22 protein-coding genes are annotated in these 26,608 nt (G+C 47.9%); 2 read left to right on the top strand and 20 right to left on the bottom strand.

The features are described from left to right. Window positions 1-156: 156 nt before the first annotated feature. The 3 genes from H9X84_RS04160 to H9X84_RS04150 are packed head-to-tail and all read right to left on the bottom strand — an operon-like array spanning window position 157 to window position 4,265. Window positions 157-2,022, bottom strand: a complete 1,866-nt coding sequence (locus H9X84_RS04160) for an ABC transporter ATP-binding protein (protein ID WP_205133191.1) — start codon at window positions 2,020-2,022, stop codon at window positions 157-159. After that, the gene (locus H9X84_RS04155) at window positions 2,015-3,775 is read right to left on the bottom strand and encodes an ABC transporter ATP-binding protein (protein ID WP_205133192.1); all 1,761 of its coding nucleotides are present in this window, start codon (window positions 3,773-3,775) and stop codon (window positions 2,015-2,017) included. Before H9X84_RS04155 ends, H9X84_RS04160 begins: the two co-directional genes overlap by 8 nt. Before the next feature lie 25 nt (window positions 3,776-3,800). After that, on the bottom strand, window positions 3,801-4,265 hold the full coding sequence (locus tag H9X84_RS04150; protein WP_205133193.1) for a MarR family winged helix-turn-helix transcriptional regulator: 465 nt from the start codon (window positions 4,263-4,265) through the stop codon (window positions 3,801-3,803). A gap of 160 nt (window positions 4,266-4,425) precedes the next feature. Here H9X84_RS04150 and H9X84_RS04145 point away from each other — a divergent pair, with 160 nt between their 5' ends. After that, entirely contained in the window at window positions 4,426-5,319 is an 894-nt protein-coding gene (locus tag H9X84_RS04145) for a LysR family transcriptional regulator (protein ID WP_205133194.1), read from the top strand. A gap of 100 nt (window positions 5,320-5,419) precedes the next feature. Here H9X84_RS04145 and H9X84_RS04140 read toward each other — a convergent pair whose 3' ends face one another. The 11 genes from H9X84_RS04140 to H9X84_RS04090 all read right to left on the bottom strand — a co-directional run bounded on the left by H9X84_RS04140 (window position 5,420) and on the right by H9X84_RS04090 (window position 15,632). After that, window positions 5,420-6,136 carry a hypothetical protein gene (locus H9X84_RS04140; RefSeq protein WP_205133195.1) on the bottom strand — a complete coding sequence of 239 codons (717 nt, stop codon included), beginning with the start codon at window positions 6,134-6,136 and terminating at the stop codon, window positions 5,420-5,422. Between the two features lie 11 nt (window positions 6,137-6,147). Continuing rightward, the gene (locus H9X84_RS04135; RefSeq protein ID WP_205133196.1) at window positions 6,148-7,542 is read right to left on the bottom strand and encodes an alginate O-acetyltransferase AlgX-related protein; all 1,395 of its coding nucleotides are present in this window, start codon (window positions 7,540-7,542) and stop codon (window positions 6,148-6,150) included. Window positions 7,543-7,553: 11 nt separating this feature from the next. Continuing rightward, complete coding sequence (locus H9X84_RS04130) at window positions 7,554-8,960, bottom strand: MBOAT family O-acyltransferase (RefSeq protein WP_205133197.1); 1,407 nt, start codon at window positions 8,958-8,960, stop codon at window positions 7,554-7,556. 9 nt (window positions 8,961-8,969) lie between these two features. Further along, window positions 8,970-10,565 carry a GBS Bsp-like repeat-containing protein gene (locus H9X84_RS04125; RefSeq protein WP_205133198.1) on the bottom strand — a complete coding sequence of 532 codons (1,596 nt, stop codon included), beginning with the start codon at window positions 10,563-10,565 and terminating at the stop codon, window positions 8,970-8,972. Between the two features lie 221 nt (window positions 10,566-10,786). After that, on the bottom strand, window positions 10,787-11,296 hold the full coding sequence (locus tag H9X84_RS04120) for an HD domain-containing protein (protein ID WP_205133199.1): 510 nt from the start codon (window positions 11,294-11,296) through the stop codon (window positions 10,787-10,789). 52 nt (window positions 11,297-11,348) lie between these two features. Then, the gene (locus H9X84_RS04115; RefSeq protein WP_205133200.1) at window positions 11,349-12,041 is read right to left on the bottom strand and encodes a Crp/Fnr family transcriptional regulator; all 693 of its coding nucleotides are present in this window, start codon (window positions 12,039-12,041) and stop codon (window positions 11,349-11,351) included. A 55-nt stretch (window positions 12,042-12,096) separates the two neighbouring features. Continuing rightward, window positions 12,097-12,594 carry a pyridoxamine 5'-phosphate oxidase family protein gene (locus H9X84_RS04110; RefSeq protein WP_243423541.1) on the bottom strand — a complete coding sequence of 166 codons (498 nt, stop codon included), beginning with the start codon at window positions 12,592-12,594 and terminating at the stop codon, window positions 12,097-12,099. Between the two features lie 156 nt (window positions 12,595-12,750). Next, entirely contained in the window at window positions 12,751-13,623 is an 873-nt protein-coding gene (aroE, locus tag H9X84_RS04105) for a shikimate dehydrogenase (RefSeq protein WP_205133201.1), read from the bottom strand. A gap of 30 nt (window positions 13,624-13,653) precedes the next feature. Further along, window positions 13,654-13,935 (bottom strand): putative quinol monooxygenase, encoded by a 282-nt coding sequence (locus tag H9X84_RS04100; RefSeq protein ID WP_205133218.1) that lies wholly within the window; start codon window positions 13,933-13,935, stop codon window positions 13,654-13,656. Between the two features lie 21 nt (window positions 13,936-13,956). Beyond that, window positions 13,957-14,805 carry a sugar phosphate isomerase/epimerase family protein gene (locus H9X84_RS04095; RefSeq protein WP_205133202.1) on the bottom strand — a complete coding sequence of 283 codons (849 nt, stop codon included), beginning with the start codon at window positions 14,803-14,805 and terminating at the stop codon, window positions 13,957-13,959. A 23-nt stretch (window positions 14,806-14,828) separates the two neighbouring features. Beyond that, entirely contained in the window at window positions 14,829-15,632 is an 804-nt protein-coding gene (locus tag H9X84_RS04090; RefSeq protein WP_205133203.1) for a shikimate kinase, read from the bottom strand. Window positions 15,633-15,819: 187 nt separating this feature from the next. On the opposite strand from H9X84_RS04090, the gene H9X84_RS04085 reads away from it, so the two are divergent. Continuing rightward, window positions 15,820-16,701 carry a LysR family transcriptional regulator gene (locus H9X84_RS04085; protein ID WP_205133204.1) on the top strand — a complete coding sequence of 294 codons (882 nt, stop codon included), beginning with the start codon at window positions 15,820-15,822 and terminating at the stop codon, window positions 16,699-16,701. Between the two features lie 315 nt (window positions 16,702-17,016). On the opposite strand, the gene H9X84_RS04080 is transcribed toward H9X84_RS04085, so the two are convergent. The 6 genes from H9X84_RS04080 to H9X84_RS04055 form a co-directional block, all read right to left on the bottom strand. After that, on the bottom strand, window positions 17,017-19,017 hold the full coding sequence (locus H9X84_RS04080; protein ID WP_205133205.1) for an FAD-dependent oxidoreductase: 2,001 nt from the start codon (window positions 19,015-19,017) through the stop codon (window positions 17,017-17,019). Window positions 19,018-19,245: 228 nt separating this feature from the next. After that, window positions 19,246-20,682 (bottom strand): hypothetical protein, encoded by a 1,437-nt coding sequence (locus tag H9X84_RS04075; RefSeq protein WP_205133206.1) that lies wholly within the window; start codon window positions 20,680-20,682, stop codon window positions 19,246-19,248. A 92-nt stretch (window positions 20,683-20,774) separates the two neighbouring features. Continuing rightward, a complete protein-coding gene (locus tag H9X84_RS04070; RefSeq protein WP_205133207.1) occupies window positions 20,775-22,073 on the bottom strand; it encodes an MFS transporter in 1,299 nt (432 codons plus the stop codon). Window positions 22,074-22,099: 26 nt separating this feature from the next. Continuing rightward, entirely contained in the window at window positions 22,100-22,942 is an 843-nt protein-coding gene (gene aroE, locus H9X84_RS04065) for a shikimate dehydrogenase (RefSeq protein ID WP_205133208.1), read from the bottom strand. 28 nt (window positions 22,943-22,970) lie between these two features. After that, the gene (locus tag H9X84_RS04060) at window positions 22,971-24,941 is read right to left on the bottom strand and encodes an FAD-dependent oxidoreductase (RefSeq protein ID WP_205133209.1); all 1,971 of its coding nucleotides are present in this window, start codon (window positions 24,939-24,941) and stop codon (window positions 22,971-22,973) included. A gap of 457 nt (window positions 24,942-25,398) precedes the next feature. Next, window positions 25,399-26,124 (bottom strand): DUF554 domain-containing protein, encoded by a 726-nt coding sequence (locus H9X84_RS04055; protein WP_205133210.1) that lies wholly within the window; start codon window positions 26,122-26,124, stop codon window positions 25,399-25,401. Window positions 26,125-26,608 lie beyond the last annotated feature (484 nt).

Raw genomic sequence — 26,608 nt, 5'->3', positions numbered from 1 at the left:
GATGCAACGAAAGCGCGGGAAAAGGCGCAAAGCATCAAAGTTGTCTTCCAGCCATGCAAATATTGCCGGAATCCCAATGGAGAAAAGGGCTCCGGCAATTTTATACTGTCTGGCATTATAATGAAGGAAACTGCCCCTCATCATATTTTTTGTCAATTATTCCAATTCAAAGGCGCCTGTATACAGCTGATAATACTGTCCTTTTTGCGCAATCAGCTGTTCATGATCGCCCCGTTCAATGATCCTGCCCTGCTCCAGTACCATGATGGCCTTGGAATTTCGTACCGTAGACAAACGATGGGCAATGACAAAAACAGTTCTGCCGTCCATCAGCCGGTCCATACCATCCTGCACAATGGCCTCGGTTCTGGTATCAATGGAGGAGGTGGCTTCGTCCAGAATCATAACAGGCGGATCGGCAACAGCGGCTCTGGCAATAGAGATCAGCTGGCACTGTCCCTGGGACAGATTGTTGGTGTCCCCCTGTATCACCGTATTATAGCCCTGGGGCAGTCTGGTAATAAAGGAATCGGCGCCGGAAAGTTTTGCCGCCGCAATACATTCCTCGTCTGTGGCATCCAGACGGCCATAGCGGATATTTTCCATAATGGTGCCTGTAAACAGATTGACATCCTGTAAAACGATCCCCATAGATCTTCTCAGATCCGGCTTTTTGATTTTGGTGATATTGATGCCGTCATAACGGATCTTGCCGTCAGCCAGATCATAAAACCGGTTAATCAGATTCGTAATGGTCGTTTTGCCTGCGCCGGTAGCGCCCACAAACGCAATCTTCTGTCCCGGTTTTGCGTATAGAGAAATATCATGAAGCACCAGCTTTCTGCCGTCATAGCTGAAATCCACATGGTCAAAGACCACATTTCCCCGCAGCTTTGTATAAGTCAGCGTGCCGTCGTGATGTGGATGCTTCCACGCGTATACATCGCCGTCCTCACATTCTGTCAAAACGCCGTTTTCCTCTTTGGCACGGACCAAAGTCACATAACCCTCGTCGGTTTCCGGCTCCTGGTCCATCAGCTCAAAAATACGCCCCGCCCCGGCAAAGCCAAGAACCACGCTGTTCATCTGCTGCGCCGTCTGCGTAATGGAAGAGGTAAACTGACGAATCAATCCCAGGAAGGAAATCAGCGTGCCAATGGTAGTAGACAACATACCGTCTCCAAAAAGGGCCATAGCACCGCCAACAACAGCCACAATCAGATATTGCAGATTCCCGAAGCAGGACATAATGGGCATCATTACAACAGAAATGCCGCCTGCCCGCAGGGAATTTTGATACAGTTCTTCATTGATTTCCCGCAGCTGGGCCTTCGTGGCTTCCTCATGACAAAATACCTTGACTACCTTCAGCCCGCCGAAGATTTCTTCCACATAGCCGTTGACCTTCCCCATGGAAATCTGCTGTCTGGTGAAATAGTGCCCGCTGTGCTTTACCATGACTCTGCCCACAAAGATCATCAGGGCGGAAAGCACCGCAACGATCAGCGCCAGAATCAGGTTAAAATGCACCATCACGCAGAAGGAAAAAACAATCGTCACCAAGGAAGAAATAATCATAGGCAAACTCTGCGCGATAAACTGGCGCAGTGTGTCTGTATCATTGGTATATACGCTCATGATATCCCCATGGGTGTGGGTATCAAAAAAACGGATGGGCAGTGTCTGCATTTTCTCAAAAAGATCGTCACGAATTTCTTTGAGCACTTTCTGTCCCACAATGGCGATGATTCTGTTATAAAACAGCGTACCCAGAACGCCTACAACATAGACCAGTGCCATGATAACCAACACTTTTTTCAGGCCGTCAAAAAGGTCTGCGCCCGTTTCCACCATTTTCAAAATATAATCATCTATAATGACCTGTATAAAAAGACTCCCTACCATACCCGCGATTACACTGATGAGGATACAGACAACCACCACAGCAAATTCCCGTTTGTGCCGCTTTGTAATATATTCCAACAGACGGCCCATGGTGCCTTTATTTGAACGCTTACTCATCTTCACCGCCTCCTTTTTGCTGAGATTCATATACTTCCTGATAGATCCTGTTGGATTTCAGCAGTTCCTCATGGGTGCCGATGGCATCAATCCTACCGCCGTCCATCACAATGATTCTGTCTGCATCCTCCACAGAAGAGATTCTTTGCGCAATGATGATCTTCGTAGTCTCAGGAAGATAGGAACGAAAGGCTCTTCGGATCAGAGCGTCTGTCTTTGTATCCACCGCGCTGGTGGAATCGTCCAGAATCAGGACTTTTGGATGTTTCAGCAGTGCTCTGGCAATACAAAGCCGCTGCTTCTGGCCGCCGGAAACATTGGTGCCGCCCTGCTCGATATAGGTATCATATCCATCGGGGAAGGTAGAAATGAAGGAATCTGCCTGTGCCAGTCTGCATACCTCCAGCAACTCCTCGTCTGTGGCGTCCGCGTTGCCCCAGCGGAGATTTTCTTTGATGGTACCGGAAAACAGTACATTTTTCTGGAGTACAACGGCAACGGCATCACGAAGAGCTTCCAGTTCATATTCCCGCACATCTCTGCCGCCGACGGATACTTTACCCACAGTCGCATCGTACAGTCTGGGGATCAGCTGGATCAGTGAGGATTTGCCGGAGCCTGTGCCGCCGATAATGCCAATGGTCTCACCGGAGCGGATCTGTAAATTGATTTCCGACAGACAGAGCTTTTCCGGGTCATCCGCATAGCTGAAGCCGACATTTTCAAAAATAATCTCACCGTCCCGGATCTCGGATACTGCCTCCTCAGGATTATGAAGGTTGGATTCTTCCGCCAGCACTTCTTTGATACGGTGTACCGATTCTCTGGACATCATCATCATGACATAGATCAAAGAAAGCATCATCAGAGACATCAGAATCATCATGGAATAAGTAATCAGGTTCTGGAAATTGCCCGTGGTCATATAAATGCCGCCCACAGCCACACCGCTGGCAGAGCCGACAATAGCTTTGGCGGACAGCCAGGAAATAAAGATCAGGCAGACATAAATGGCTGTCTGCATCATAAAGGGGTTGAAGGCAATCAGCTTCTCCGCCTTGGTAAAATCTTTTTTGATCTCACCGGAAATTGTTTCAAATTTCTGATTTTCAAAGTCCTCTCTGACAAATCCCTTGACCACCCGGATTCCGTGCAGGTTTTCCCGAACAACGCCATTGAGCTTATCATAGGTACGGAATACTCTCTGGAAAATAGGATGTGTCGCGCGGGCGATCGTAAACAGCCCTACAAACAGCAGCAAAATCACCACGATATATACCAGAGCAATCTTCCAGTTGATTACAAAGGCCATAATCAAAGCACAGAGAATGGAAATCGGTGCTTTGGCCGCTACTCGCAAAGTCATCATATAAGCGTTCTGTAAATTCGTCACGTCCGTAGTCATACGGGTTACCAGGCTGTTGGTAGAGAACCGGTCAATGTTCGTAAAGGAAAAATCCTGTATTTTATCAAACATGGCAATTCTCAGATTTTTTGACAGCCCCGAAGCCGCTTTTACAGACTCCCATCCGCAGACAGAGCCAAAAATCAAGCAGATTGCCGCCACAATAATCAGCTGTACGCCATAGTGCCAGATAGTATCCATGGTCGTAGCGGAATTGGAAAGCTCATCAATAAATCTGCCGATGATAACGGTCAGCATCAATTCCCCCATGGTTTCCAATATGACAAGGATGGGCGTCAATACAGCGTCTTTTCTATATTCTTTCAAATATTTCATCAGTTGGATCATTTTTTTCGTCAGTCTCCTTCCTTCTTTATTCCAGATCAAGACAGCGCGCTCTGGTTATCCGGATATTCTCCAGTATCTTCTGTAAGGAATACTCCAGAACTTCCATTTCCTGATCTGTGATTCCCTGCCGCAGGGAAGTATTTACCTCTTTCACAAAGTCGTTTACTTCTTCACGGGCCGCCTCGGCCTTCTGCGTAAGAAATATCTTTTTCCGCCGATGATCCATACGGTCCGCGTTCATCTTAATGTACCCGGCTTCTTTCAGCGCCCTTAATGTAGCGCATACCGTGGATTTTGAAAAACCCGTTTCTGCCGCCAGAGCGGAAAGAGAAAAACCTCTTTTCTCCTGATCCGCCATATCAAACATCTCATAAAGCAGAAAAATCTGCGAGAAGGTCAGTCCGGATATTTTCTCCAGACGGTGGTTATGATAAAAACCCAGAAGGCCATTGATCTGCCGCAGCAGTATAATGCCAAAATCATTTTTCAATGATGCCACTTCCTTTCCTTTAAATTGTTCGGCCTCCAATCGTCAGCAAACAAACGATCACTGGCTCTATGGATTATCTTAAACCGAATTTTGTTGTAAGTGAATTCAGAATATGTTATTGTTAATAAGTAATACTTATCAATAATATAGGAGGTATTTTATGAATTCCATGCAGCTTTCCTGTTTCCTGACTGTTGCGGAAACATTGAACTTTGCCAAAGCGGCCCAGCATCTGAACGTGACCCAGCCAGCGGTTACCCAGCAGATTCACTCCCTGGAGGAAGAACTGAACGTAACACTCTTTCTTCGCACCACCCGCAAGGTAGAGCTGACCCGGGCCGGACTCATGTTCATCCCGGACGCAAAATCCATACTGGATATTATGGAACGAGCCAAAAAAAGAATGGAAGGCTCCTTTGAGGACCAAAGGAAGCCCTTTGTCATTGGTTGCCATACTTACAACGATGTTTATCTCCTTACCTCCGTACTGGAACAGATGCGGCTGAAATATCCGGAGATCTATCCTGTTTTTCAGGTGATCCCCTTCCGTCATATTTACCAGCATCTGGTGGAAGGGAGTCTGGACGCGGTCATCGCCTTTCAGGAATATGGCCTGAAAGAATATATCTACTACAAGGAACTGACAAAACTGCCTGTGATTGCTGTTTCCAAGCGAAAGCAGGATACTGCGGCACCGGAAGAAATTACCATCTCCGCCCTGGAGCAGGAACGCCTGGTTGTTCTGGACCCCAGAAAATGTCCCGGGGAACTGGCAAAAATACAGCACCAGGTTATGGGAAATCGCCCCTCCTCTCATATCTATCTCTGTGATTCCATAGAAACCTCTGTTACACTGGCCCGGGCAGGCTACGGCACCGCTATTGTCCCCGACCATTTCGCCATCAGGGACCCCGCCCTTTCCTATGTCCCCATCGCTGATACAGAGCGGCTTTCCTACGGCATTTACTACAAAAAGCTGGCGGGGCATCCCGAATTAAAATCCTTTCTGGAATTTGCCAGAACCTTCTTCTCCGAAAAGCAAATATTGATATAAGACAGGCCCCCAAAAAACAACATAAAAAAAAGAGCCTTTTCAGGCTCCAAAAAACATCCCCTGCCACAAAAACACATGGCAGGGAATCTTTCTGTTCTCTTTAATTAAATACCGGGCCGCCGCCTTCTGTCAGGCAGCCTTCCGTGGTCTGTTCCGGGATCTGTTCCACAGGAGCAGACTGTACCGGTTGCTGCGCCGGTGCTGTCTGAACCGGTTCAGACTGTGCGGGTGCAGATTGAGCCGGTTCCTGTGCCGCCTGACTCTCTGCCTGCGCTTCTGCCTCTTCCATTGCTTTCTGCTGCGCGATCGCCGCCATTTCCTGTTCCTTAGTAGAAACCGTATCGCCGGAAGTCTTGCTGGTATATGTTACATAAAGGACTTCCTCTTCCATACAAAGGCTTACTTCTCCATCCAGATCCTCCAGACCCAAAGCGGTCAGCTCATATACACTGCCGTCCGCCAAAGTGACTTGTGCCTGATAGGAAGGCTGGAACACCACATCGGTCTCCGTTTCCATTTCCATTTCCTCTGTTTCCTCCGGCAGATAGAATACTTCGGCTGTCTCGCCGTTTTTCCATACATCCTCACTGCCCATCATGCTGGCGGGATATGTTTCCTCCACCCCTGTTTTCATGGCAAAGGCTGTAATATCCTGGCCTGTAGCGTTATTCACCAGCAGATCGAAAGCGCCTTCCGCCGCCGCGCCGATGGTCAGATACTGTTCCTCTTCCACGGTTTCTTCCGTTTGTCCGCATCCAGCCAAAGCGGCGCAGACTGCCGCTGCCATGGCCCATGCCCATACTTTTCTCATGTTCATACCATTCCCTCCTAAATTTCCCATGTGATATTTGTGCTTCCAGTAAGAAAGGCCTGTCCGCCGTTCACGGCAATGACACTCAGCCGCAGTTCGCCTTCCCAAAGGCTGCCGCCGCTGAGATAAAGCTGAAAACCGCCGCCTTCCTCCGTACTGGTATAAAATGCTTCATAGGTCTTTGTTTCCATCGTGGCTTCATTCCTTACGGAAACATAGATCTCTGTTTTGGTATCTAAATAGTCCTCATCCAAAATCCCCTGCACTTCCAGAAAAGAGCCGGATTTTTCAGCCAGAATCGTCGTATCCGTCTTCGCCTCCGGGGCGGAAATGTTTTCCCTCTGGGGATATGTCATAATGGGGGCCTGTTGAATAAAATCGTCCAGATTCCGCTCTACTTTCTCAATGACCACCGTATCCGGCCCATACTGCCCTATCTGTAACAGATTATAGGGCACCAGCCTGGAAAAATAAGCCCTGCCATAAGCCTCCGCCACAAAAGGCAGCAGGCTTTCTCCAAAGGAATCCCGATACATGAGAATTGTACCGTCCTTTTGTGGATTGACCGTTTCGATCCAGGAATCCATATTGTCCTTCACTTCATTGATATAACGATAATTCCAGCCATAATCATAGACGAAATCCTCTTCCATCTGTACTGCCTTGGGAAAAAGCATTTCGTCCAGGTCTCCGCTGTGCTCTTTTTTCAGGTCATAGGGCACATTCCGATAGGTCTCAAAGTTTCGTCCCGTCTGCTCCATGAGCGTACAGTAAGCCAGCAGCGCGCCTTTGCTGTTCCAATGGGAATCTCTTTGGAAATAAAGGGTTTCCTCCGTCTTTGAAAATTCCTCCAGAAGATCCACATACCCAATCTCTTCTTCCTTCAACGCTTCCGTCAGCTCCCACAGGTTACTGACATCCGCCTTCTGATAATGGGAGGGCATATGCTCATCATACAAGCTGTTTTTATTGGGCGGGACCATCAAAATAAACTGACTGCCCTGTCCCTCTACATACTCCTGAATCAGCTTTAAATTATGGAGGAGCGCAAACTTCTCCCGTTCGGAAAACAGATTTTTTCCCAGATAATCGTCCAGCGTGCCGCTGTAATAGAGCCAGTCCTCTGAACCCAGCACCACCTGATCCGTGGCGCTGGTATAAAACAGCGTGCTCCGCAGCAGGGCATTGGCCGTCACCCAATACTGCCGGAGGGCAAAATGGTCCTCGAAATAAGCGCCCATCTGGCTCATATATTCCTTATTCCAGCCTTCTTCCGTTTTCAGTTCCGGCCAGGAGGCCAGTTCCGTATTTTCCGTTGTTTCGTTGCTGGGCCAGAAGGCCATGCCCGCAAAAGGAAAGATCAGGACTGCCCAGACAACGATGAGATAGCAAATATATTTTTTATGTTTCATCTTCACAGCCCCTAAAATCTAAAATAAATAAATGGATTGTATGTCCCGCTGGACAGACTCAGCATACACAAAAGCAAAAGCAGAAAACTGCTTCCATAGCCGAAATATTCCGCCGGTCTGCGCCATTGTTCCGTTTTCAGAAGACGCCCTGCCGCCTTAGGCAGCCAGGGTGTACTGCCAACGACCGCAAGCACCAGCGTTGCCAAATACAGCGGTGAAAGCTGTTCCCAGAACACTGCCTGCTGCAAAGACGTAAATTCCCATCCAGCAAACATACTGCCGATCATGAAGATCCCCTGATGGAAGGTATCCGCCCGGAACATAACAAATCCCACACAGACCACCAGCAGTACGTAAATATGGGCCAGCGTCTTTGGCAGTTTTTTCACCGGCAGCACCTGCTCCAGAAGAAGAAAGGTGCCGTGCCACAATCCCCAGAGGACAAAGGTCCAGTTGGCGCCGTGCCACAGTCCGGTACAGAAAAACACAATCAATTTATTGATACAGGTCCGCAGCGTTCCTTTTCTGCTGCCGCCCAAAGGGATATAAAGATATTCCTTGAACCATGTGGAAAGGGAAATATGCCATCTTCTCCAGAATTCCTGTATGCTGGCAGAAACATAGGGGTAGCGGAAATTTTCCAAAAATCGGAACCCAAACATCCGCCCCAGACCAATGGCCATATCGCTGTATCCACTGAAATCAAAATAGATCTGGAGCAGATAGCTGATGGCCGCCAGCCATGCCGACAAAGCGCAGATTTCTCCCGGCGCCGCCGCAAAAAGAGCGTCTGCCGTTACCGCCATGGTATTGGAAATCAGTACCTTTTTGGACAGTCCCGCCAGAAAACGCCGCAGCCCCTGAGCAATCTGCCGGCTGTCCGTTTCCCGATGAGAAATCTGTTCCTGAATATCGTGATACTTCACAATGGGTCCGGCAATCAGCTGCGGGAAAAAGGAGATGTAGAGCATCACATTCCAAAGATTCTTCTGCGGCTCTACCTCTTTTCGATACACATCAATCACATAAGACAGCGCCTGGAACGTGAAAAAAGAAATCCCAATAGGCAGCGCTAATCCCACCGGCTGGATCTTCTTCCCGCTGAGCTGAGAAACTGTCTGCAAAAACATGTCCGTATATTTAAAGACCGCCAGCAGCCCCAGATTGACCACAACAGCCAGTATCAGGATGATCCTCCGTCTTCCTTCCTGTTCTGTGTCCATTGTTCTGCCAAAAACATAGTTTAACAGAATACTGGCAATCATCAAAAGCACATACACTGGCTCGCCATAGGCATAAAACAGGAGACTGACCAGAATCAGCAGCATATTTCTCAGCCGCAGAGAGGGCAGTGCATAGTACAACGCCAGCACCAGCGGCAGAAAAACACATAAAAACGTCAGTGAACTAAAAACCATAGCGTCCTCCTACCAAACATATTTAATAACAGGACTATGGATGGGCTGCATATAGAAATTATGGCTGGGCGCCTCATACTGCATATCCGGGTCACAGATATAGGTTGCGCCGTTTATGGTGATTTCCACCCATCCATGGGGGTCGTAGCCGCCCCGTGCCATGGCAACCTTTCCTTCTACGAATTTCGCATCATATCCAAGACCTTTTGCCAGCTGATAAAATGCCGCCGCATAACAGAAGCAGTTTCCTTCCCGATTTTCGAAGGCCTGCAGTGCATACCACTGATCCGCCGTATATCCTGCCGGCGGTTCCAGCGGAATCGGCAGCGTCTTGTAGGTCACATGCTCCGCTACCCAGCGATAGCAGGCATACAGATTGCGTCCTGCCTCCCTGTAAACCTGATCCAGCTGTCTGCCCAGACGCACCTGGGCCTCGCTGCCCTGTATATTGGCCTGCTGCGTTCCGGCCGGAATCCGCAAACCATTGGTCAGCGTTACATAAATCTGTGTCTGATAGAGCCCGAAATGATATCTGTGGTTTGTCACATCGCCCTGCACCACATACTGTCCATCCCGTTTTTCCGCGGTATACAAGGCCAGATCACTTCGATCGCCGCTGCACCACACCGCCGCTTCCACTTTTTTGATGCTGGCACTAGCCTCAATCTCGGAAATCAGAATCGCAAATTTCCCGGTATTCTCATTGCCAGTCTCAAAGGAAATATGCCCCGCCTGCGCATAGATGGGAATATTGGCAAATTCTCCCAGAAAATATTTCTCACAAAGTCTGGAGATCATGACCGCACAGGTAGCCCTGCTAGTGCCTTTTGCCGGCAAAAGCAGCTTCTCCGCCCCATCTCCGCTGACGAGTCCCACGGCAACCGCCCAGCTCATGGCTTCGCTGGCTGCGGCCGATACGCTTCCGCTGTCTGGAAATGCCGCCAGATCCGCCCGTTCTTCCACCGCAATCCCTTTGCTCTGGATGTATTCATAAAAAAGAGATACCATCTCTTCCCGGCTGATTGCCATTTCCAATCCATTCACAATCTGCGGATGCTTCTTTAGAATTCCTGCCTGATCCGCCCAATAAACTGCTGGTGCGTAGGACAGCGTTTCCGGTATATTCAAAACAGACGCGGAAAGGTCTGTTTTCGGGGAGCCTTCCATACGATACAGCACCACCAGAAACTGCGCTCGGGTCATATTCACATAGGGCCCAAAGGTGCCGTCTCCCATGCCTGTCATCAGGCCCTTATTCATGACATAGCTGACACCGCCGTAATACCAGTTGCTTTGACTTACGTCAGAAAACAGTTCCCCGCCGGTGGCAGCATCTCTGTCCGCCGCGGCAGACTCGCTCTGCTCCGGTGCGGGCGCTTCCGCCGTCTCTGCTTCCGTATCCAAGGAAAGCACTTCGGTTTCCTGGCCCTGCGCCAGAACCGTCACTTCCTCCAAAGTCATTGTACCTACACTGTCTGCTTCCGCCGGCATTTCCTGGCTCCATGGCTCCGACAGCGGTTCCTGCGCGTTAGCCTCCGCCGTAAAAATGCCCACAGAAAGAACAGCGGCCATACCTAATGCGGCAGGCCGATAATATCGCCTCATTACTTCCAACCCCTTTATCTTTTGAAACTGCTTTTTTTCATACTATTGATTATAACGCCGCAAAATTTGACACGCAAGGGATTTACACCGATCTGAACTGTCTTTTTGAGAAAAGCAGAAAAAGACAGCATGGCTATGCTGTCCTTCCTTCTACATTATAGTAGATTTTCCTTCCAAAAAGAAAACCATCTCCTCTTGTACCCTTATTCAACATCATTTTTTTAGCTCTCCGGCGCGTACATCCAGCGATACAGTTCCCGTCCCGCCGCCGTATAGAAGTAATCCGCTACCATCTTTTCCCGAAGGCTGACATCCATCTCATCTTCGTAAAAATTCACCAGAAAATCTGCCTCCACCAGAATATGATAATCTATGCCCTGCATCTGGTCATAGGTATGGTGATGAGCCACCAGATAACAGATCCTATCGACCATCTCCGCCGCCAATCCCATTTCTTTCAGCATCTTACGGGCATAGGCGGGGCCTTCCAGTTCCTGCAGCCTCCCGCTGGAGCAGCCATAACGCTTTCTTGCCGGAAGTATCCCGATATCATGGACCAATGCGGCACACTCCGTCAGAAACCTTGTCTTTTCGTCGATGCCTTCTTTTTCACAGATTATGGCAGCCAGACGATGTACCTTCAAAAAATGCTGGATCTGCTTGCTGTCCCCCTGATCGAAGCGCATCATACGTTCTGTCAATTCCTCAATCATTCGTTCCTTATCCTTCATGATCTTTTTCCTTCTTTCTGATTCGCGTTCACTGCCACAATCTTCCTCTCTCTCACCGGCGCTTTCTGTCCCTGTTCCCATTTTCTTTTCCCAGAATGCAGAAGATATTTTTTTCAAAGGAAATCAGACCGTCCGCCTGCATACTGGCAAGCTCTCTGGACACCGCGCTGCGGTCGGCACATAAATATTCGGCCATTTCCACCCGGCTCAGCGGCACAGAAAAGACAGACCTGCCCTGTCGCTGCGACTCTAAAGACAGATAGGTCATCAGCTTGTCCCGCAGGCTTCTCTGGGAGATCACCTCAATCTTTTCCATAAGCTGTATATTCTTCTCGGCAATACAGCGAAGCATATTCTCTATGAGCCGATGATGATGACGGCAGGTAAGAGAACAGGTATGCATGACCCTGTCATAATCCAAAAACAAAATCTCCGTTTCCTCCGCTGTCACAAAAGAGACTTTGGACGCAAAGGAAGCACTGCACACGAAGGTTTCCCCAAAAAGTTCTCCCTCTCCCATATGTACCAGCAGGATCTGATTCCCCCAATCATCCTCCCGAACCATACGCACACTGCCCTTGCAGATAACACCCACATAGTGGATCTCCTCCTCTGCCAGAGCCAAAAAACTGTCTTTGGGGAAGCTCCTGTATCGCACATGGACGCATTGAAGCATCTCCTCCAACCCTTCCGCTTTAATATTTTGAAATAACGGATATGTTCCGATTCGTTCCATCCGCTCCATTGACGTCCCTCCTTCCCCTATGCCGTGCTGAAAAATCATCTGTCAGGTGATTTCGTTACTCCATTCTGCCCCATTTCATTTCCTTGCCCTCTTTGTCGTATTTCTTCCGTTTTCCCGTTACCGAGGAAATATCCACACGGATCACTGCCGTCCGTTTCAGACTGCGGGCAATAGATACATCAAATTCCGCCATATTTTCCGGACAAAATCTCTGGCACAGCAGACGGAGGCCATGGACCTTTTCCTCATCATCTTCTACCATAACCGCTTTTCCAAAAATCACCGCCGATTCGTATTCCATGGTAAAACGATCCTTGACAGGACGGCATCGGCTGACAGCGCTGACACAGATCTCCGGCCGGGCCACCAGGCTGTCGATTTTTTCTCCTTCCATAGCGGAATGAAAATAAAAATGATCCTCTTCCCGCACAATAGAAATGGGAATTCCATAGGCGGAGCCATCCGGACGGACCATGCTGATGGTGGCGTAGGGTGCCCGGTCCAATACCCCATAAGCAAACTGCTGATCCATTTCTCTGTCTTTTCTTCTCATTTGCAATCACCTCTGCATTCAGGATACCATAGATTTTGTCCAAAATGCGTTGCGCAGGCAACATTTTACAAAAAAACCGGCGGTCATATCTCTATGACAGCCGGTTTCGAGGGTAATCATAATCAATTTAACAAGGCATAGTAAAGCATTTACAAATTATTTGAAGAACAGCTCATAAACTTCGTCTGTGGGCATATCTTCGCCTGTGAACAGCTTGAATGCAGCCGCACCCTGCCACAGCAGCATGCCGATGCCGCCAACAGCTACTTTGCAGCCAGCTTCTTTTGCTTCTTTCACAAATTTTGTTTCCTTAGGATTGTAAACAACGTCTGCAACTACCAGGTCGGGACGGAATACGGATTTGTCCTCTACCAGAGACTGTTCATCCAGAGGCTTCATCCCTACTTTTGTAGCGTTTACCAGGATATCGCTGTCTTTGATTTCAGCGTACAGTTTCTCTGTGTCTTCCAGGTGGTATACGTTTACATCGCATTCAGGCAGCATTTCTTTGATTTTTGCTTTTGTGCGTTCTGCGTTTGCGTAGAATTCGTCATCTCTATTGAAAATGGAAATCTTTACAGCACCGTCCAGAGCGGACTGTACCTGTACAGCGGTCGCAGCGCCGCCGGCACCCATAATGGTCATTTTTTTGCCTTTTACGTCTACGCCGTTTTCTTTCAGGTTTCTAACGAAGCCCATACCATCTGTATTGTTGCCGTAAAGTTTTCCATCTTTCACAACAACTGTGTTGCAGGCACCGATCAGTTTTGCTGCGTCGGACAGCTCGTCAACCAGTTCTGCTACCTTTGTTTTGCAGGGCATTGTTACATTAAAGCCCTTGCAACCCAGCACACGCAGCGCCTGAACTGCTTCTTCTGTTTTTTCCAGAGGGATATCGTATGCCAGGTAAGCATAGTCCAGACCCTTGTTCTGGAAGCTGTAGTTATACATTGCCGGAGAGCCGGAATGGCCTACGGGTGTACCGATCAAACAAAACATACCTGTTCTGCCGCTAATTCTTCTTTCCATGATGTGATGACCTCCTTATGTAATCTTTTTTTATTCTACTACGGTGCAGGTGCTGACCTCGGAGGGCTTTACGCGCAGCTCCGCCAGTTGGGGCACGATGGTCTGGAAATATTCCGACGCGCGATGTGCCGCTACTGCCGCTTCATCCGCATAGTTCTCGATAAAGTAGTAGATCTGATCGTCGTTCTGGTCGGAAACCAGATCATAATATACGCATCCGGCTTCCTGTCTTGTTTTGGCGATCATTTCCTTTGCCAGCGCAACAAATTCCTGCTGCTTTCCCTGTTTCACCGTGTTTTTTGCAATCAACATGATCACGAGAGCCGCCTCCTCTTATTTTTCAGGCAGAGCTTCGGGCCAAGCTGCTTCCAGAACCTTTACTGTGTTTTCGAAGTTGTATTTTGCTGCTTCCGCAACACCTTTTGCCAGGATTGCGTCGCTGATTACTTCTACACCCAGAGCCTTGGGTTCTACGCCTTTTTCTTTCAGCATACGGCAGAAGCCAGCTGTATCGCCATAGCCTGTGCCGGGTGCCAGTCTGTCGTGCATGGATTCGTCACGCAGGATAGATTTTGCATAAGCTCTGTCGTGTACGTCGTTGATCTGGATGGAAACGATCTTTTCTGCGGGGATACCTTCCAGCAGACTGATGTCGTTAGGCTGGTTTGCTCTTACCCAGTGCCATGTATCCAGGATCAGTTTTGCGTTGTCGCAGCCGCTTTCTTTTACAACTGCCCATGCTTTTTTGATATCGGGCAGACCGCTGTAAGGCATGGGTTCTACACCGATGGTGTATTTGCCTGCTCTGTGGCACAGTTCTTTCAGTTTCTGTGCTGTATGTTCTACGGAGTAGTTTTCCATCAGACCGCAGTTGATGTGGTTTACGCCGAACAGAGCGCACATATGGAAGCACATCTGTTCTTTGTATTTCTGTTCATAGGAACGAACGTCGTCAGCCCACTGTACGATGTATTCTACTTCTGTTACCTTCATATCGTATTTTCTCAGGATTGCCAGAATGTCTTCATCATACAGGCCTTCGTTCAAAGCGTCTACATAAGTTTCCGCACGCAGGCCGATACCTTCGAAGCCAGCTTCTTTGGCAGCCTTTACTCTTTCCTCGAATGTGCACTGATCGCCCAGTGTCCAGGAACTTACGGTGATAGGGAACTGTTTAGACATAATTTTTTCCTCCTTATATCTGCTTAATGTTTATTCTTTTCCAGCGCGGAAAGCTTCTGCAGCAATTCCTCGCAGATCTCAACAATGTCTTTGTTTGTCGTATCGATCTTGATGTCCGCAGCCGCTTCATATTTTTCTCTGCGGCTTTCCATCAGATCCTGAATGAAGTCTACCCGCATATTGCCATTGAGCAGCGGACGTTCCGTGCTGTCCTTGACTCTGTCAAAGATGGCTTCCGGTGTTGCGGTCAGCCATACAACATAACCGCTTTTCTTCATCAGTTCGACATTTTTTTCTCTCAGGGGCACCCCGCCGCCGCAGGAAACCACAACGTGTCTTCTCTCCTGCAGAGAGATCAGTGTATTGCTTTCGCAGTTACGGAAGTATTCCTCGCCGTGAACAGCAAAGATGTCCTTGATAGACATGCCTTCTTTTTTCTGGATATAAGCATCCATCTCCATGACCTCCATGGCCAGAAGATTGCCCAGGCAGGCGGAAACTGTTGTTTTTCCGGCACCCATAAAGCCAATGAGCAGAATATTTTTCTCAAACAGCGTCTTTGCCTGAATTCGCTTGCTGTTTTCGATAATCCCCTCAAAGATATGGATAATCTCGTGACGGAATACGGAATCCTTTGTACTGTGCTTCACTACATCCAGCTGTTTCTTTTCCTGTTCCGGCTGTAGGATCGGCACACCGTTTTCCCTTTTGTATTGGATGATCTGTTCGATACAGGCCATTCTTGTTTTCAGCGCCTCTGTAATGGCGGCGTCACACTGTGCGATGGTTTCCCGCATCTGCTCCAGTGCATCATGCTGTTGTTCCATTTCTTTCCCCCCTCATAGGTAGATTTCTTTCTTCCGGTCAAGCCGATTTCCCCTTTTGCTCCCTCAGTATACGCCGTTTTTTTGATAAATACTAATTGATTGTTTTTGTCTTTTAATAGACAATTTTTATCTTGTATAGTATACTGGAAAAAAGAAATCTTTGGGAAAGTCTGAAAGGTGTGAGAAAATGAATCTATGTCATCTGCGCTATTTTGTGGTCCTTGCAGAAATGCAGCACTTCCGCAAGGCTTCCGAAAAGCTTTGCATTACCCAGCCCAGCCTGAGCCATGCCATTTCTCAGCTGGAGTCGGAACTGGGAGTCAACCTCTTTGACCGTCAGTCCCGTTCCTCTGTTCTGACTAAGGAAGGCCGTCAGTTCCTGGATTATGTGCAGCGTTCCCTGGCCATACTGGATGACGGTGTTGCCACAATGCAGAAGGTTTCCCTGGGCGAAGGCGTCATCAAACTGGGCTTTCTGCGTACATTGGGCACCGCCTTTGTGCCGGAGGTAGCCGCCGCTTTTCTGGCAACAAAACCCAATAAATCCATACAGTTTGAGTTCTATACCGGCATTACCAGCGGTCTTTTGGAGGGTCTGAAGCAGGAAAAATACGATATGGTCTTCTGCACCAAGTTTGATGAAGAGACAGAAGTCGACTTTGTTCCTGTAGAAAAGCAGGATCTGGTACTGATCGTCCCCAGAAATCACCCTCTTTCCAACCGCCACAGCATCAATCTGGAGGAAACACTGCCCTATCCTCAGGTTTATTTCACCAAGGGCTCCGGCCTTCGTTCCATTATTGACAAGCTTTTCCGCAAGATTGACAAAAAGCCTATCATCGCCTATGAAGTTGAGGAGGATGAGGTTATTGCCGGTCTGGTGTCCAAAGGCTTTGGTATCGCCGTTGTGCCTTACATGGAACAGCTGCTGCGTTTGAATGTAAAAATCATTCAGATCTCCTCCCCTTCCTGGGAACGCAGTTTCCATATGGCCACTTTAAAGAATAAATACCTGTCTCCTGTGGTGCAGGATTTCCGGAAATTTGTCCTGGAAAACTATCCAAAGTAAACGGGCAAAAAATGGGCAAAAACACCTGGTAATGTAAGAAATTTATTGATTAAAAAAAAAGATTTATGGTGAATTTTCCCGAAAAAAACATAATTTTCACACTCTACGCCTCCATATTGTATGCAGGATACAATATGAAGGCAGTTTTATAACAGAAAAAAACAACAGATGCGTTTCCCTGGGGAAGGTTCCGCATCTGTTGTTTTTTTGTTTCCTTGTTTAAACTATATTTTTATGATCTGTCGGGAGGACAGCCAAGGAAAGCCTTTATGATTTTCCACTATTTTTTCACAGAGTTTTTACAGGAGTTTATTCTTAACGGAAGCCCAGCCGATCCAGTGTGCTCAGCACCAGATGACGCCCGGCGTCTACACCGTCAATGATTCTTCTGGCGCGAACGGAATCGCCGATGTTCAGCACTTCTACGTCCTCGCCGTCAAATGCCTGCTGGATTTCATCCCAAATAGACGCATAAGCCTTCATGCCCAGGCAGACAAAGCCATAGTCAAAGGGAATGGTTTCTTCTGTTTCGCCATATTTTACCTCAAAGGAATCCGCGTTGACCTTAGTCAGAGCAGTATGAACCATTTTACGTACATGATGCTTGTTCATACACTCATTCATGCTGGAAGACGTGGAGGCATCCAAACCATTGCCAATGACACCCATCATTTCGATGATTGTCACTTCCGCACCTCTGGGCGCGAAGAATTCCATAACGTCCAGACCTACGGCGCCGCCGCCTACCACAGCGACCTTCTTTCCAGTCAGATCTTCAGGATAATGACCCAGATTCTCAATCATATCCTTGATGGAATATACTTTTGCGTTGGGGTTATTCAGGTTTTCATGAAGACCTTCAATGGGAGGCAAAAGAGGAACGGAACCAGTTGCGTTGATTACCAGATCCGGCTTATAGCATCTGATTTTTTCTACTGTTGCCTCTGTATCTGTTACGATATTCAGATGATCCAGCTTGCTGGCGCGATGTTTCAGATATCTGGGGAAATCGCCCAGTCTTGTTTTCGCGGGAATCTTGGAAATCTGAACAGACAGGCCGCCTACTTCTGCTTCCTTTTCCAGCAGAGTAACATTACAGCCTACTTCCGCAGCGGTGCAGGCTGCTTCCAGACCGGCTGTACCGCCGCCTACGACAACTACGCTGCAAGGCTTCGTAACTTTTGTTTTCTTGTACTGTTCGCCGTATACCACATCCGGATTGACAGAGCAGCGAATGGGTTTGTTGCCGCCGATACGGTTGCCTACACAGCCAATGTTGCAGGAAATACATTTACGGATATCAGATACATCACCATATCTTGCTTTTACACACCAATCGGGGTCTGCAATCAGGCCACGGCCCAGACCGATGAAATCAGCATCGCCTCTGGCAATAATATCATCGGCAATCTTAGGATCACGAATATTGCCCATGGCAATGGTGGGTTTGTTGAATTTGTCACGAACAGCCTTCGCCATATAGGATCTCCAGCCGTCTTTCAGATAGTTGGCATCGATCTGGTACTGGATGCTCTGGTTCAGACCGGCGGAAGTATTGAACAGATCCACCTCATCACTGAGGTATTCCAGATATTCCAGACAATCTTCCAGCGTATTGCCGCCTTCCACCAGCTCGTCCACACTCAGACGCAGGGAAATAGGTACCTTAGGGCCAACGGCTTTTCGTACTTCATCAATGACCAGACGGCAGAAGCGCGCTCTGTTCTCTACGGAACCGCCAAATTCGTCTGTACGGTCATTCATCAGAGGAGACAGGAACTGGCTGATCAGATAGGAATGACCTGCATGGATCTCTACCAGGTCAAAGCCCGCGTTTACTGCACGCTGCGCCGCTACGCCATAGTCCTGAGCAATACTGAACAATTCTACCTTTGTCAGCTTTCTGGGGATTTCGCCGCCTTCCTTAGAAGGAATATTGGAAGCGGATACGGGCTGCATACCTGTACGGCTGCTCATGGCGGACGCACCTGCATGGTTCAGCTGGATACCTACGCAGGAACCATGTCTGTGGCAAACTTCCGCCAGAGTATACAGTCTGGGAATATAACAGTCATGGTCGATTCGCAGCTGGGTAGCACCATTGGAGCCCTGCGGGAAGGTTACACAGATATTTTCCACCAGGATCAGTCCAACGCCGCCTCTGGCACGCTGTTCATAATACTTGATATGCTCGTCACTCATCTGCCCGTTATGACCTGCCAGGTCACTGCCCATAGGCATCATGACAATACGGTTTTTCACAGTCATATTTCTAATGGTATAGGGCTGGAACAAGTGCGGGTAATTGTTCTTCATTACAAATCCTCCGTTTCTATTTTGTTTCGTTTTTTCTTACTTATAGTTTAGCCACAGAAAACACATAAATCAAATCAATGTTTTTGACTATTTTGATAGATAATATTTATTTCTGCCGGCGTTTTCCATCAATATTTTGAAAAAAACAGCATTTCCTTTGAATTAGTTAAAAAAAACACAAGATCTTTCAGATCTTGTGTTTTTTCACATCATTGTGATTTATTTTTCTTATAAATCCGTTGATTTTTTTAATGTCAGTTCCTTTACCTCCGCGTCCCGCTTCCGGTCGATTTCTTCCAGTTCATCTGTTGTAGGCATACCCAGTTTTTTCTTCTGGTAATCCGTATTGGAAAGCAGGAAGTTCATGGCAAAGCCAGCCAGCAGTGCCCATCCGGAGCCTTTGAAGGCCAGAATGGCAGCCATAACACCGGCAATACTTTTATCCGTATTGGATTTGCAGTATTCCATACCAATCCGGGCACAGACATAGGCCTGGAACAGCAGCGTAATGGCGGAGCCAACCCCCATGATGGGTTTCATGAAGGAAACCACCGGTACTAGGATAACGCTGATAAAGGTCGCGATACGGAAGGAGCTCATGCCGCCCAGCAGGGATTTCATGGCCTTTTCGCCCTCCCGGTATCTCATTGCTACGGAAACGGTCATTCCCACCCACAACGGGCCTGAAAGAGGCGGGAATGGCGCGAAAATGGACAAAATCAGGTTACGCAGGCCGCTGATCAAATTAGAACGGCTGGAGTTGAAATCAATGTATTCATCGTTTCTGCTCTCCTGTGCTTCTTTGACCAATGTCTCAGAAGTAACAAAGTCACCGAAAGCCAATACGTAGCAGATCAGGGCCAAAGGCAGCGCCTTCAGGAACAGTCCGGGAGAAGGCACGCCAACAGCAAAAATGCTGACCGTATCCAACATAACACCAAAATCCGGGATACGGATAATGCTGCCCAGCTCCAGTTCAGGATAAGACAGCTCTTTAATTAAAATACCAATGAGCATAGCCAAAAGATAAGGGAACAGATTCCCGTACTTTGCCATAATGTCCAGGATTTTAATGGAGCCTCTCTTCTTGTCACAGAAGGGAGAAAAGCTCAAAAAAGCCAGCAGGAAGGTACCCACCAGTGTCGATATAGGTGCAATCATAAACTGACTGCCTTCCGCCAGCTGCCCCTGGATAACGGTAATTGGCGCCGCCAGCAGGATACCGCCTTTTACCGAAGCCGGTACCAAACGGACAAACCGGTCCGCCAGTTTTGTGACACCCATAAAAATAAAGATAATGGCTACCAGCATCTGTACGGCGATCAGGGCCTGTATTCGTTCCGGGCCCTGCTCAAATCCTTCCAGAAAAACCAGTGTAAAGGGCAATGTCGGTGTAATCCAGCCGGGAACGACCGGGTCCCCGAGCCAGCCGTGCAGCATATAGAGGAAAACCTCCAGAATTACGCAGCTCCAGGCCAGCTCATAGGGCAGGCCCAAACAATCAGTCATATAAGGAATGGAGCTTAATGCGGTAGCGCCCAAAATCAACCCCTGAAAAAACTCAACTTTCTCTAAGTGATAATGTATGCCAGGAATTCGCCATTGGAACGGTCCAAGGGGGATGTAGGGCAGTTCTTTTTTGTCTGTTAAAATTTTGGCACTCAAGACCGTGAAACCTCCTCATCGAATGATAAAATCAGGATGTGCAAAGAAACTTTGCCGCAGCAAAGCTTCTTTTTGCACATGTTTTTTTACAATTATTTTGCAAGAGCACTCTTGCCAAAGATCTTTGTATGCTGTTTTGCCAGATACAGAGAACTCAGGATCGCCAGGATCGCAAATACCAACAGCATAATCATCAGAGTATAGATGGCGTTCTCCTCGCCGGAGATCTTTGTCAGCTGTGCCGCAACCACAGGAATCAGATAGCTTGCCGCACCCATGAAGGTGTAGTAGATACCAGTATTTCTGCCTTTCGGGCCGGGGTTAAAGAGCTGTACTACTGCCAGGCCTGTCTGCAGAGCACCGCCTGCGGCGAAGAAGCCCAGCATTGCAATAGCGATGTAGATGATTACAACCTGCTGAATGAACAGTACACCCAGCAAAGCGACTGCTGTAAAGATAGAGTCGATCAAAACAACTTTCAGAGGGTTCCACTTCAGCTTTGCCATCATAAACGCCCAGAATACAACAGCGCAAAGAGAACCAATGGTGTAAACGGAGGTCATACCTGCCGCCTGCATTTCTGTCAGGCCGCAAACTGCCAGACCAAATGCTTTTGTATACTGCTGTGCGCCGTACATGATGGACATGCACAGGAACGCATAGAACATAACTAAGAATACCACAAATTTACTAGGTTTTACAAGCATTGCTGCTTTTGCTGCATCAATCTCTGCCTGCATCGCATTTTTCTTGTGATCGCCATGATCTTCCGCTGTTGCTTCTTTCTTTTTATCATCATAAGCAAAGGGTGCGATCACTGCCAGAACTACACAAATTGCGGACATTACCAAAGGCAGAATGATGTTCATTTTCCAGTTGCCGGATGCTGCCATCTGTACAACGAACAGAGGATAGATCATACCGGACAAAGATACGAAGAATTTGATACCGATCAAAGCAGAGCCGGGAGCCTTGGGATAAGCTTCCTGTACTGCGGGATAACCAGCTGCATCCCAGAAACCGGATGTTGCGATACCGGACAGAAAACCGCAGATAGACGCTACCAGCGCGCTTTTTGTCATCAGGAAACCGGCAAAGCACAGGATATACAGCAGTGCGCCGCCAATCATCAGTTTCTTACGTCCCACACGGTCAGAAATCTCGCCGCCGATCCATACGCTGACGAATTTACCAAAGCCTGTCCAGGCTACTGCGGTACTTACCGCTGCCAGACCTGCTGTATAAGCTGCCGTGTCGGGATTGGACATATCAAATCCCCACTGTGTTGCAAAATTAACATTATTCTGATTCAGAATAATCGCCTGGATACCATGTGTCAGATAGCACATGTATACACAGATGATAGACATAAAATAATTTTTTGCTTTCATTTTTATCCTCCCCACTGATCCTGTTTTCAGTCTAAAGGCATTTCTTTTCCCGTAAAGAGCTTGAAGTTGACAGCTCCCTGCTGAAGCAGCATGCCTGCGCCGCCGACAACTTTACAGCCGGCTTTTTTCGCTTCCAAGATCATTTTTGTTTTTTCCGGATTATACACCGTGTCAGCAACCACCAAATCCTTTCGATACCAGGCCGGGTCTACCAACGAAACGTTCTCGTGTGGCTTCATGCCCATGATGGTGCCGTTGATTACAATATCACAGTCAGCGATGGCCTGTGCCACTGCTTTCTGATCTTTCACATCCCCTACCGTCACCAGACAGTCGGGGCAGGCGTCGGAGAGCTTCTCCTTCAGTTCTTCCGCTCGGGTATAAAATCTATCTTTGGGATTAAAAATGTGAATCTGACCTGCTCCCTCCAGTGCAAGCTGTACCTGAATGGAGGTGGCAGCACCCCCCGCTCCGAAAATCACGGCGTTTTTCCCCCTGACAGATACGCCATGGTTTTCCAGATTTTTCACAAAACCAATCCCGTCGGTCACATGTCCTGTAATCACGCCGTCCTCATTGACAAAGGCATTGCACGCGCCTACCATCTGCGCCGCCGGCGTCAGGTGGTCCGCCAGTCTGGCCGCCGCCACCTTGCAGGGCATGGTAAAATTCCCGCCCTGCATGTGCAGCGTCCGGATGGCTTCAAAGGCTTTGGGCATATCTTCTTCCTTTACATCGAAGGCCAGATAGGCAAAGTCCAAACCGTAGTAGGCAAAGGCTTTGTTATACATGGCCGGAGAACCGGAATGTCCCACCGGGGAACCAAACAGACCATACAGTCCCGTATGACCACTAATCCTTTTTTCCATCTTTTTGCTCCTCCAAATCGAATTTTAATTACAATTTGCAGGCAGCTTCGTATGCTTCTTTTGTAGCGTCCAGCGCACGTCTTGCTCTGATTGCGTCGCCGACTACATGAACTTCAGGCACGATCTTGCGCAGTTCTTCCGCGAAGTCATAAACCACTTCCTGGCCTTCCCGGTGTGTGTAACGGGAAACGAAGCCCATGGAAAGAACAACTGTGTCGAAGCCTCTTGCTTCATAAATGGTCTGGTCGGAAGAATCAGCAGCGTTTTTGTACTTAACGCCGTCAGGCAGGATTTCCTGAACAGCTGCGCTTGTGATCTGCTGGATATGATATTTTTCGAAAGCTTCCATCAGGAATACACGATGTTCATGGATTACATCAGGACCGATGGCGTCTCTCATTTCAATTACAGCTACTTCGTGGCCCTGTTCTGCCAGGAATTCTGCTGTTTCCGCGCCGACCATGCCGCCGCCGACAACCAGTACCTTATGTCCAACGGGACGTTTGCCTTCCAGGCAATCAATGCCGTGTACGATCTCAGGGCTGTAAATGCCTTTGATGAAAGGCAGTACCAGTGTTTCGGAACCAGTTGCCAGGATCACTGCGTCGGGTTTATCTTCCTTCAGCATTTCTACGGTCACTGTTGTGTTCAGACGAATGTCCACGCCAGCTTTCTCGCATTTTACAATGTAGCTGCGGATCATGTTTGTGATGTCGCCTTTTCCGGGAGGGAATGCAGCCAGTCTCATATTGCCGCCCAGTTTGTCTGTGGCTTCAAACAATGTAACTTCGTGTCCTCTCTTCTTTGCCAGATATGCAGCGTACATACCGGAAACACCGCCGCCGATTACATATACTTTTTTCACTTTTTCCGCAGGCTGGATGGGTTCGGATTCGTGGCTCAGACGAGGATTTGTCAAGCATACGATAGGTTTGCCCGCATGCATGTTTGCTACGCAGCCCTGCAGACAAGCGATACAAGGTGTCATATCTTCCAGTCTGTCTTCCATTGCCTTCAGAGGCATATGAGGATCTGCCAGAGACTGACGGCCAAAAGCAACCAGATCAGCTCTGCCCAGTTTTACCATCAGTTCTGCGAACTGCGGCTCTGTGTAACGACCTACGGTAATTACGGGAACGGATACGCATTTTTTGATGTTTTCTACCAGTTCTGCGGAGAAACCGCCGTGGATACCGGTAGGAGCCCACATGTATTCATCTTTCAGATGTACCGCTCTGGAAACGTGCAGACCGTCGATACCGCAGCTTTCCAGATAAGAAGCTACTGCGCACATGTCGTGGTTATCCAGACCGCCGAACATATCTTCTGTGCTGTTAATACGAACCAGAACAGCAACCTTGCCTTCTGTTTTTGCTTTTACTTCTTCGATAATCAGACGGGAGAATCTCATTCTGTTTTCAAAGCTACCGCCGAATTCATCGATACGTTTGTTGGATCTGGGAGACATGAATGTGTTTACCAGATAACCGTGTGCCATGTGGATTTCCACAGCGTCTACACCGGCTTTCATAGCGCGTTCTGCTGCTGCGCCATAGCCTTTTACCAGTTCATATACTTTTTCTGTGGGAACTTCCACAGGGATATCCTTTGCTTCTGCTGCCTGAATGGGAGAAGCTGCTGTGATGGGAGCGCCTGCGTTTTTCGCGTTGCCTTCTGGACCAGCGTTCTGCAGCTGGATGGATACCTTTGCGCCTTCCGCGTGAACTGCGTCACAGATTTTTCTCAGGCTTTCGATGCTGTTGTCATTGTACAGACAGGGTTTTCTGGGGCCGCCCTTTGCGCCTTCATGCACAACAGTCGCCTCAATGGTAATCAGACCAAACTGGCCTTTCGCGCGTTCTGCATAGTATGCAACGGACTGATCGCTCCATGTGCCGTCTGTGTTGGCAAAGTTATTGCCCATAGGAGGTACCACAAAACGGTTCTTTACAGTCATAGGACCGATCTGAATGGGGGAAAACATGTTTTCGAATTTCATAACTCTTTCTCTCCTTTTCTTATATTTTTTGATACTTGACATTCTTGACTCAAAAAAATTTTGAACTGCGTTTCTGCCCCGATACGCTTTATACCGTGTACAAAATCCACATATTCTTTTTCATTTTTCAACATTTTTTGACTGAATTGATTATAGCTTAGGCATTTAAAAAAAACCAATTATTAAAATCCGCACTGACAATAGATTTTTTTTATCTTCCATCAGAAAAATCTTATAATTCCCCCCTACTTTGCCCTTTCTATCTTTTCCCAAAGGCAAACATAGAAAAGTGCCATGGATATATAAAAAAATATTAAGTCTCTCTATGAAAAAAGAGCCGCCCGAAAATAGAGCGACTCTGTTTTTATGTATAAAAAATACATCCGGAAAAGGAACCCCTCCTTTTTCAGATGTATTTTTTTACAAAATTTTAATATGATTTTGAATATCCTTTCAGTCAACTGACTAATGGCAAAATATAGGTCATCCAGATCCAGCTGACAGGCATTACCAGAATCATTGCGGGGATCATATCCGCCACAGGGAACATTTTCAGCCGTACCATACGGAAGCCTGTCGCCAGCATAATACAGCCGCCGCAAGCCTTGAAATCCGCGATCATTTCCGGTGAGCAAAGAGGATAAATGATTCCGGCACAGAAAAACAGCAGCAGAAACAGCACCATTTGGGGAACAGCAATCAAAGAAACCGCCAGTCCCAGACTGCACGCAAAGATCGCCGCCGTAAAAAGATCCAGCACTGATTTTGCCATCAGGATGCTATGATCCCCAGTCATACCGGAAATAATGGAACCGTAGATCCCCGTTCCGGATGCGCAAAAAAGCACAATCACCGTCAAAAGGATGTCCATTTCCTCCGGCGAGGACTTTCTGCCGGAGCCTACGATGCCAAATACCGCCTTTTGCATCCCGCCTGCCGCCTTATGAATCCCGTGATCCAGACGGCAGAAATGACCCAGAACCGTCCCCAGAATCATAGCAAGCACCACAGCCGGCATATTCTGCATCAATACAATGGTGGTAATCCCCATCGCCATAGAACAGACAGCAAAAACCATCTGCAATTTTTCCTGAAATTCCTGATTCAGTTTTTTTCCTAAAACACAGCCGAGGATGCCGCCCAATACGACGGAGCCTCCATTGACCAATACTCCAATCGGCATGACAAAAACTCCTTTTCTTCTATGGTTTTTCTAATATCAGCGCACAGAAATACAGACCCTTACCATTGGCCTGAGTTCTGAACTTTCTTTGCTTTTACAGTCAAAAAATGGGAAGTTTTCTTTCCGGGAAAGAATATGAGAAAATGCTGCGGAAAAAGAATCGATCTGAAATCAGAATTGTTTTTTACTGCATGTATTATATAAAGCGCCTTCGCTCCTTGTCAAGAAGAAAGCCGCAAAAAAATATCCGCCCCAAGATAGAGGCGGATATTCTGGAGGTTATTTTGAATGTCTTTCTGATTGTCTAAAGTATGTGAAGATCCGTTCGGCGCCGCTTATGCCTTATACACACCATTGTTCAGGTAGTCCAGCAGCTCTTCTTTTGTCATATGGCCAATGCCCAGATCGTCCAGTGTCAGACCATCCGCATAGAAGTCTCTGTCCAGCATTGCGTTTGCCATGTTAATCATAGCGTCGATTACGG

The sequence above is a fragment of the Anaerotignum lactatifermentans genome (assembly GCF_016902535.1).
Lineage (GTDB): Bacteria > Bacillota > Clostridia > Lachnospirales > Anaerotignaceae > Anaerotignum > Anaerotignum lactatifermentans_A.
This window is presented reverse-complemented; position numbering and strand designations above follow the sequence as displayed.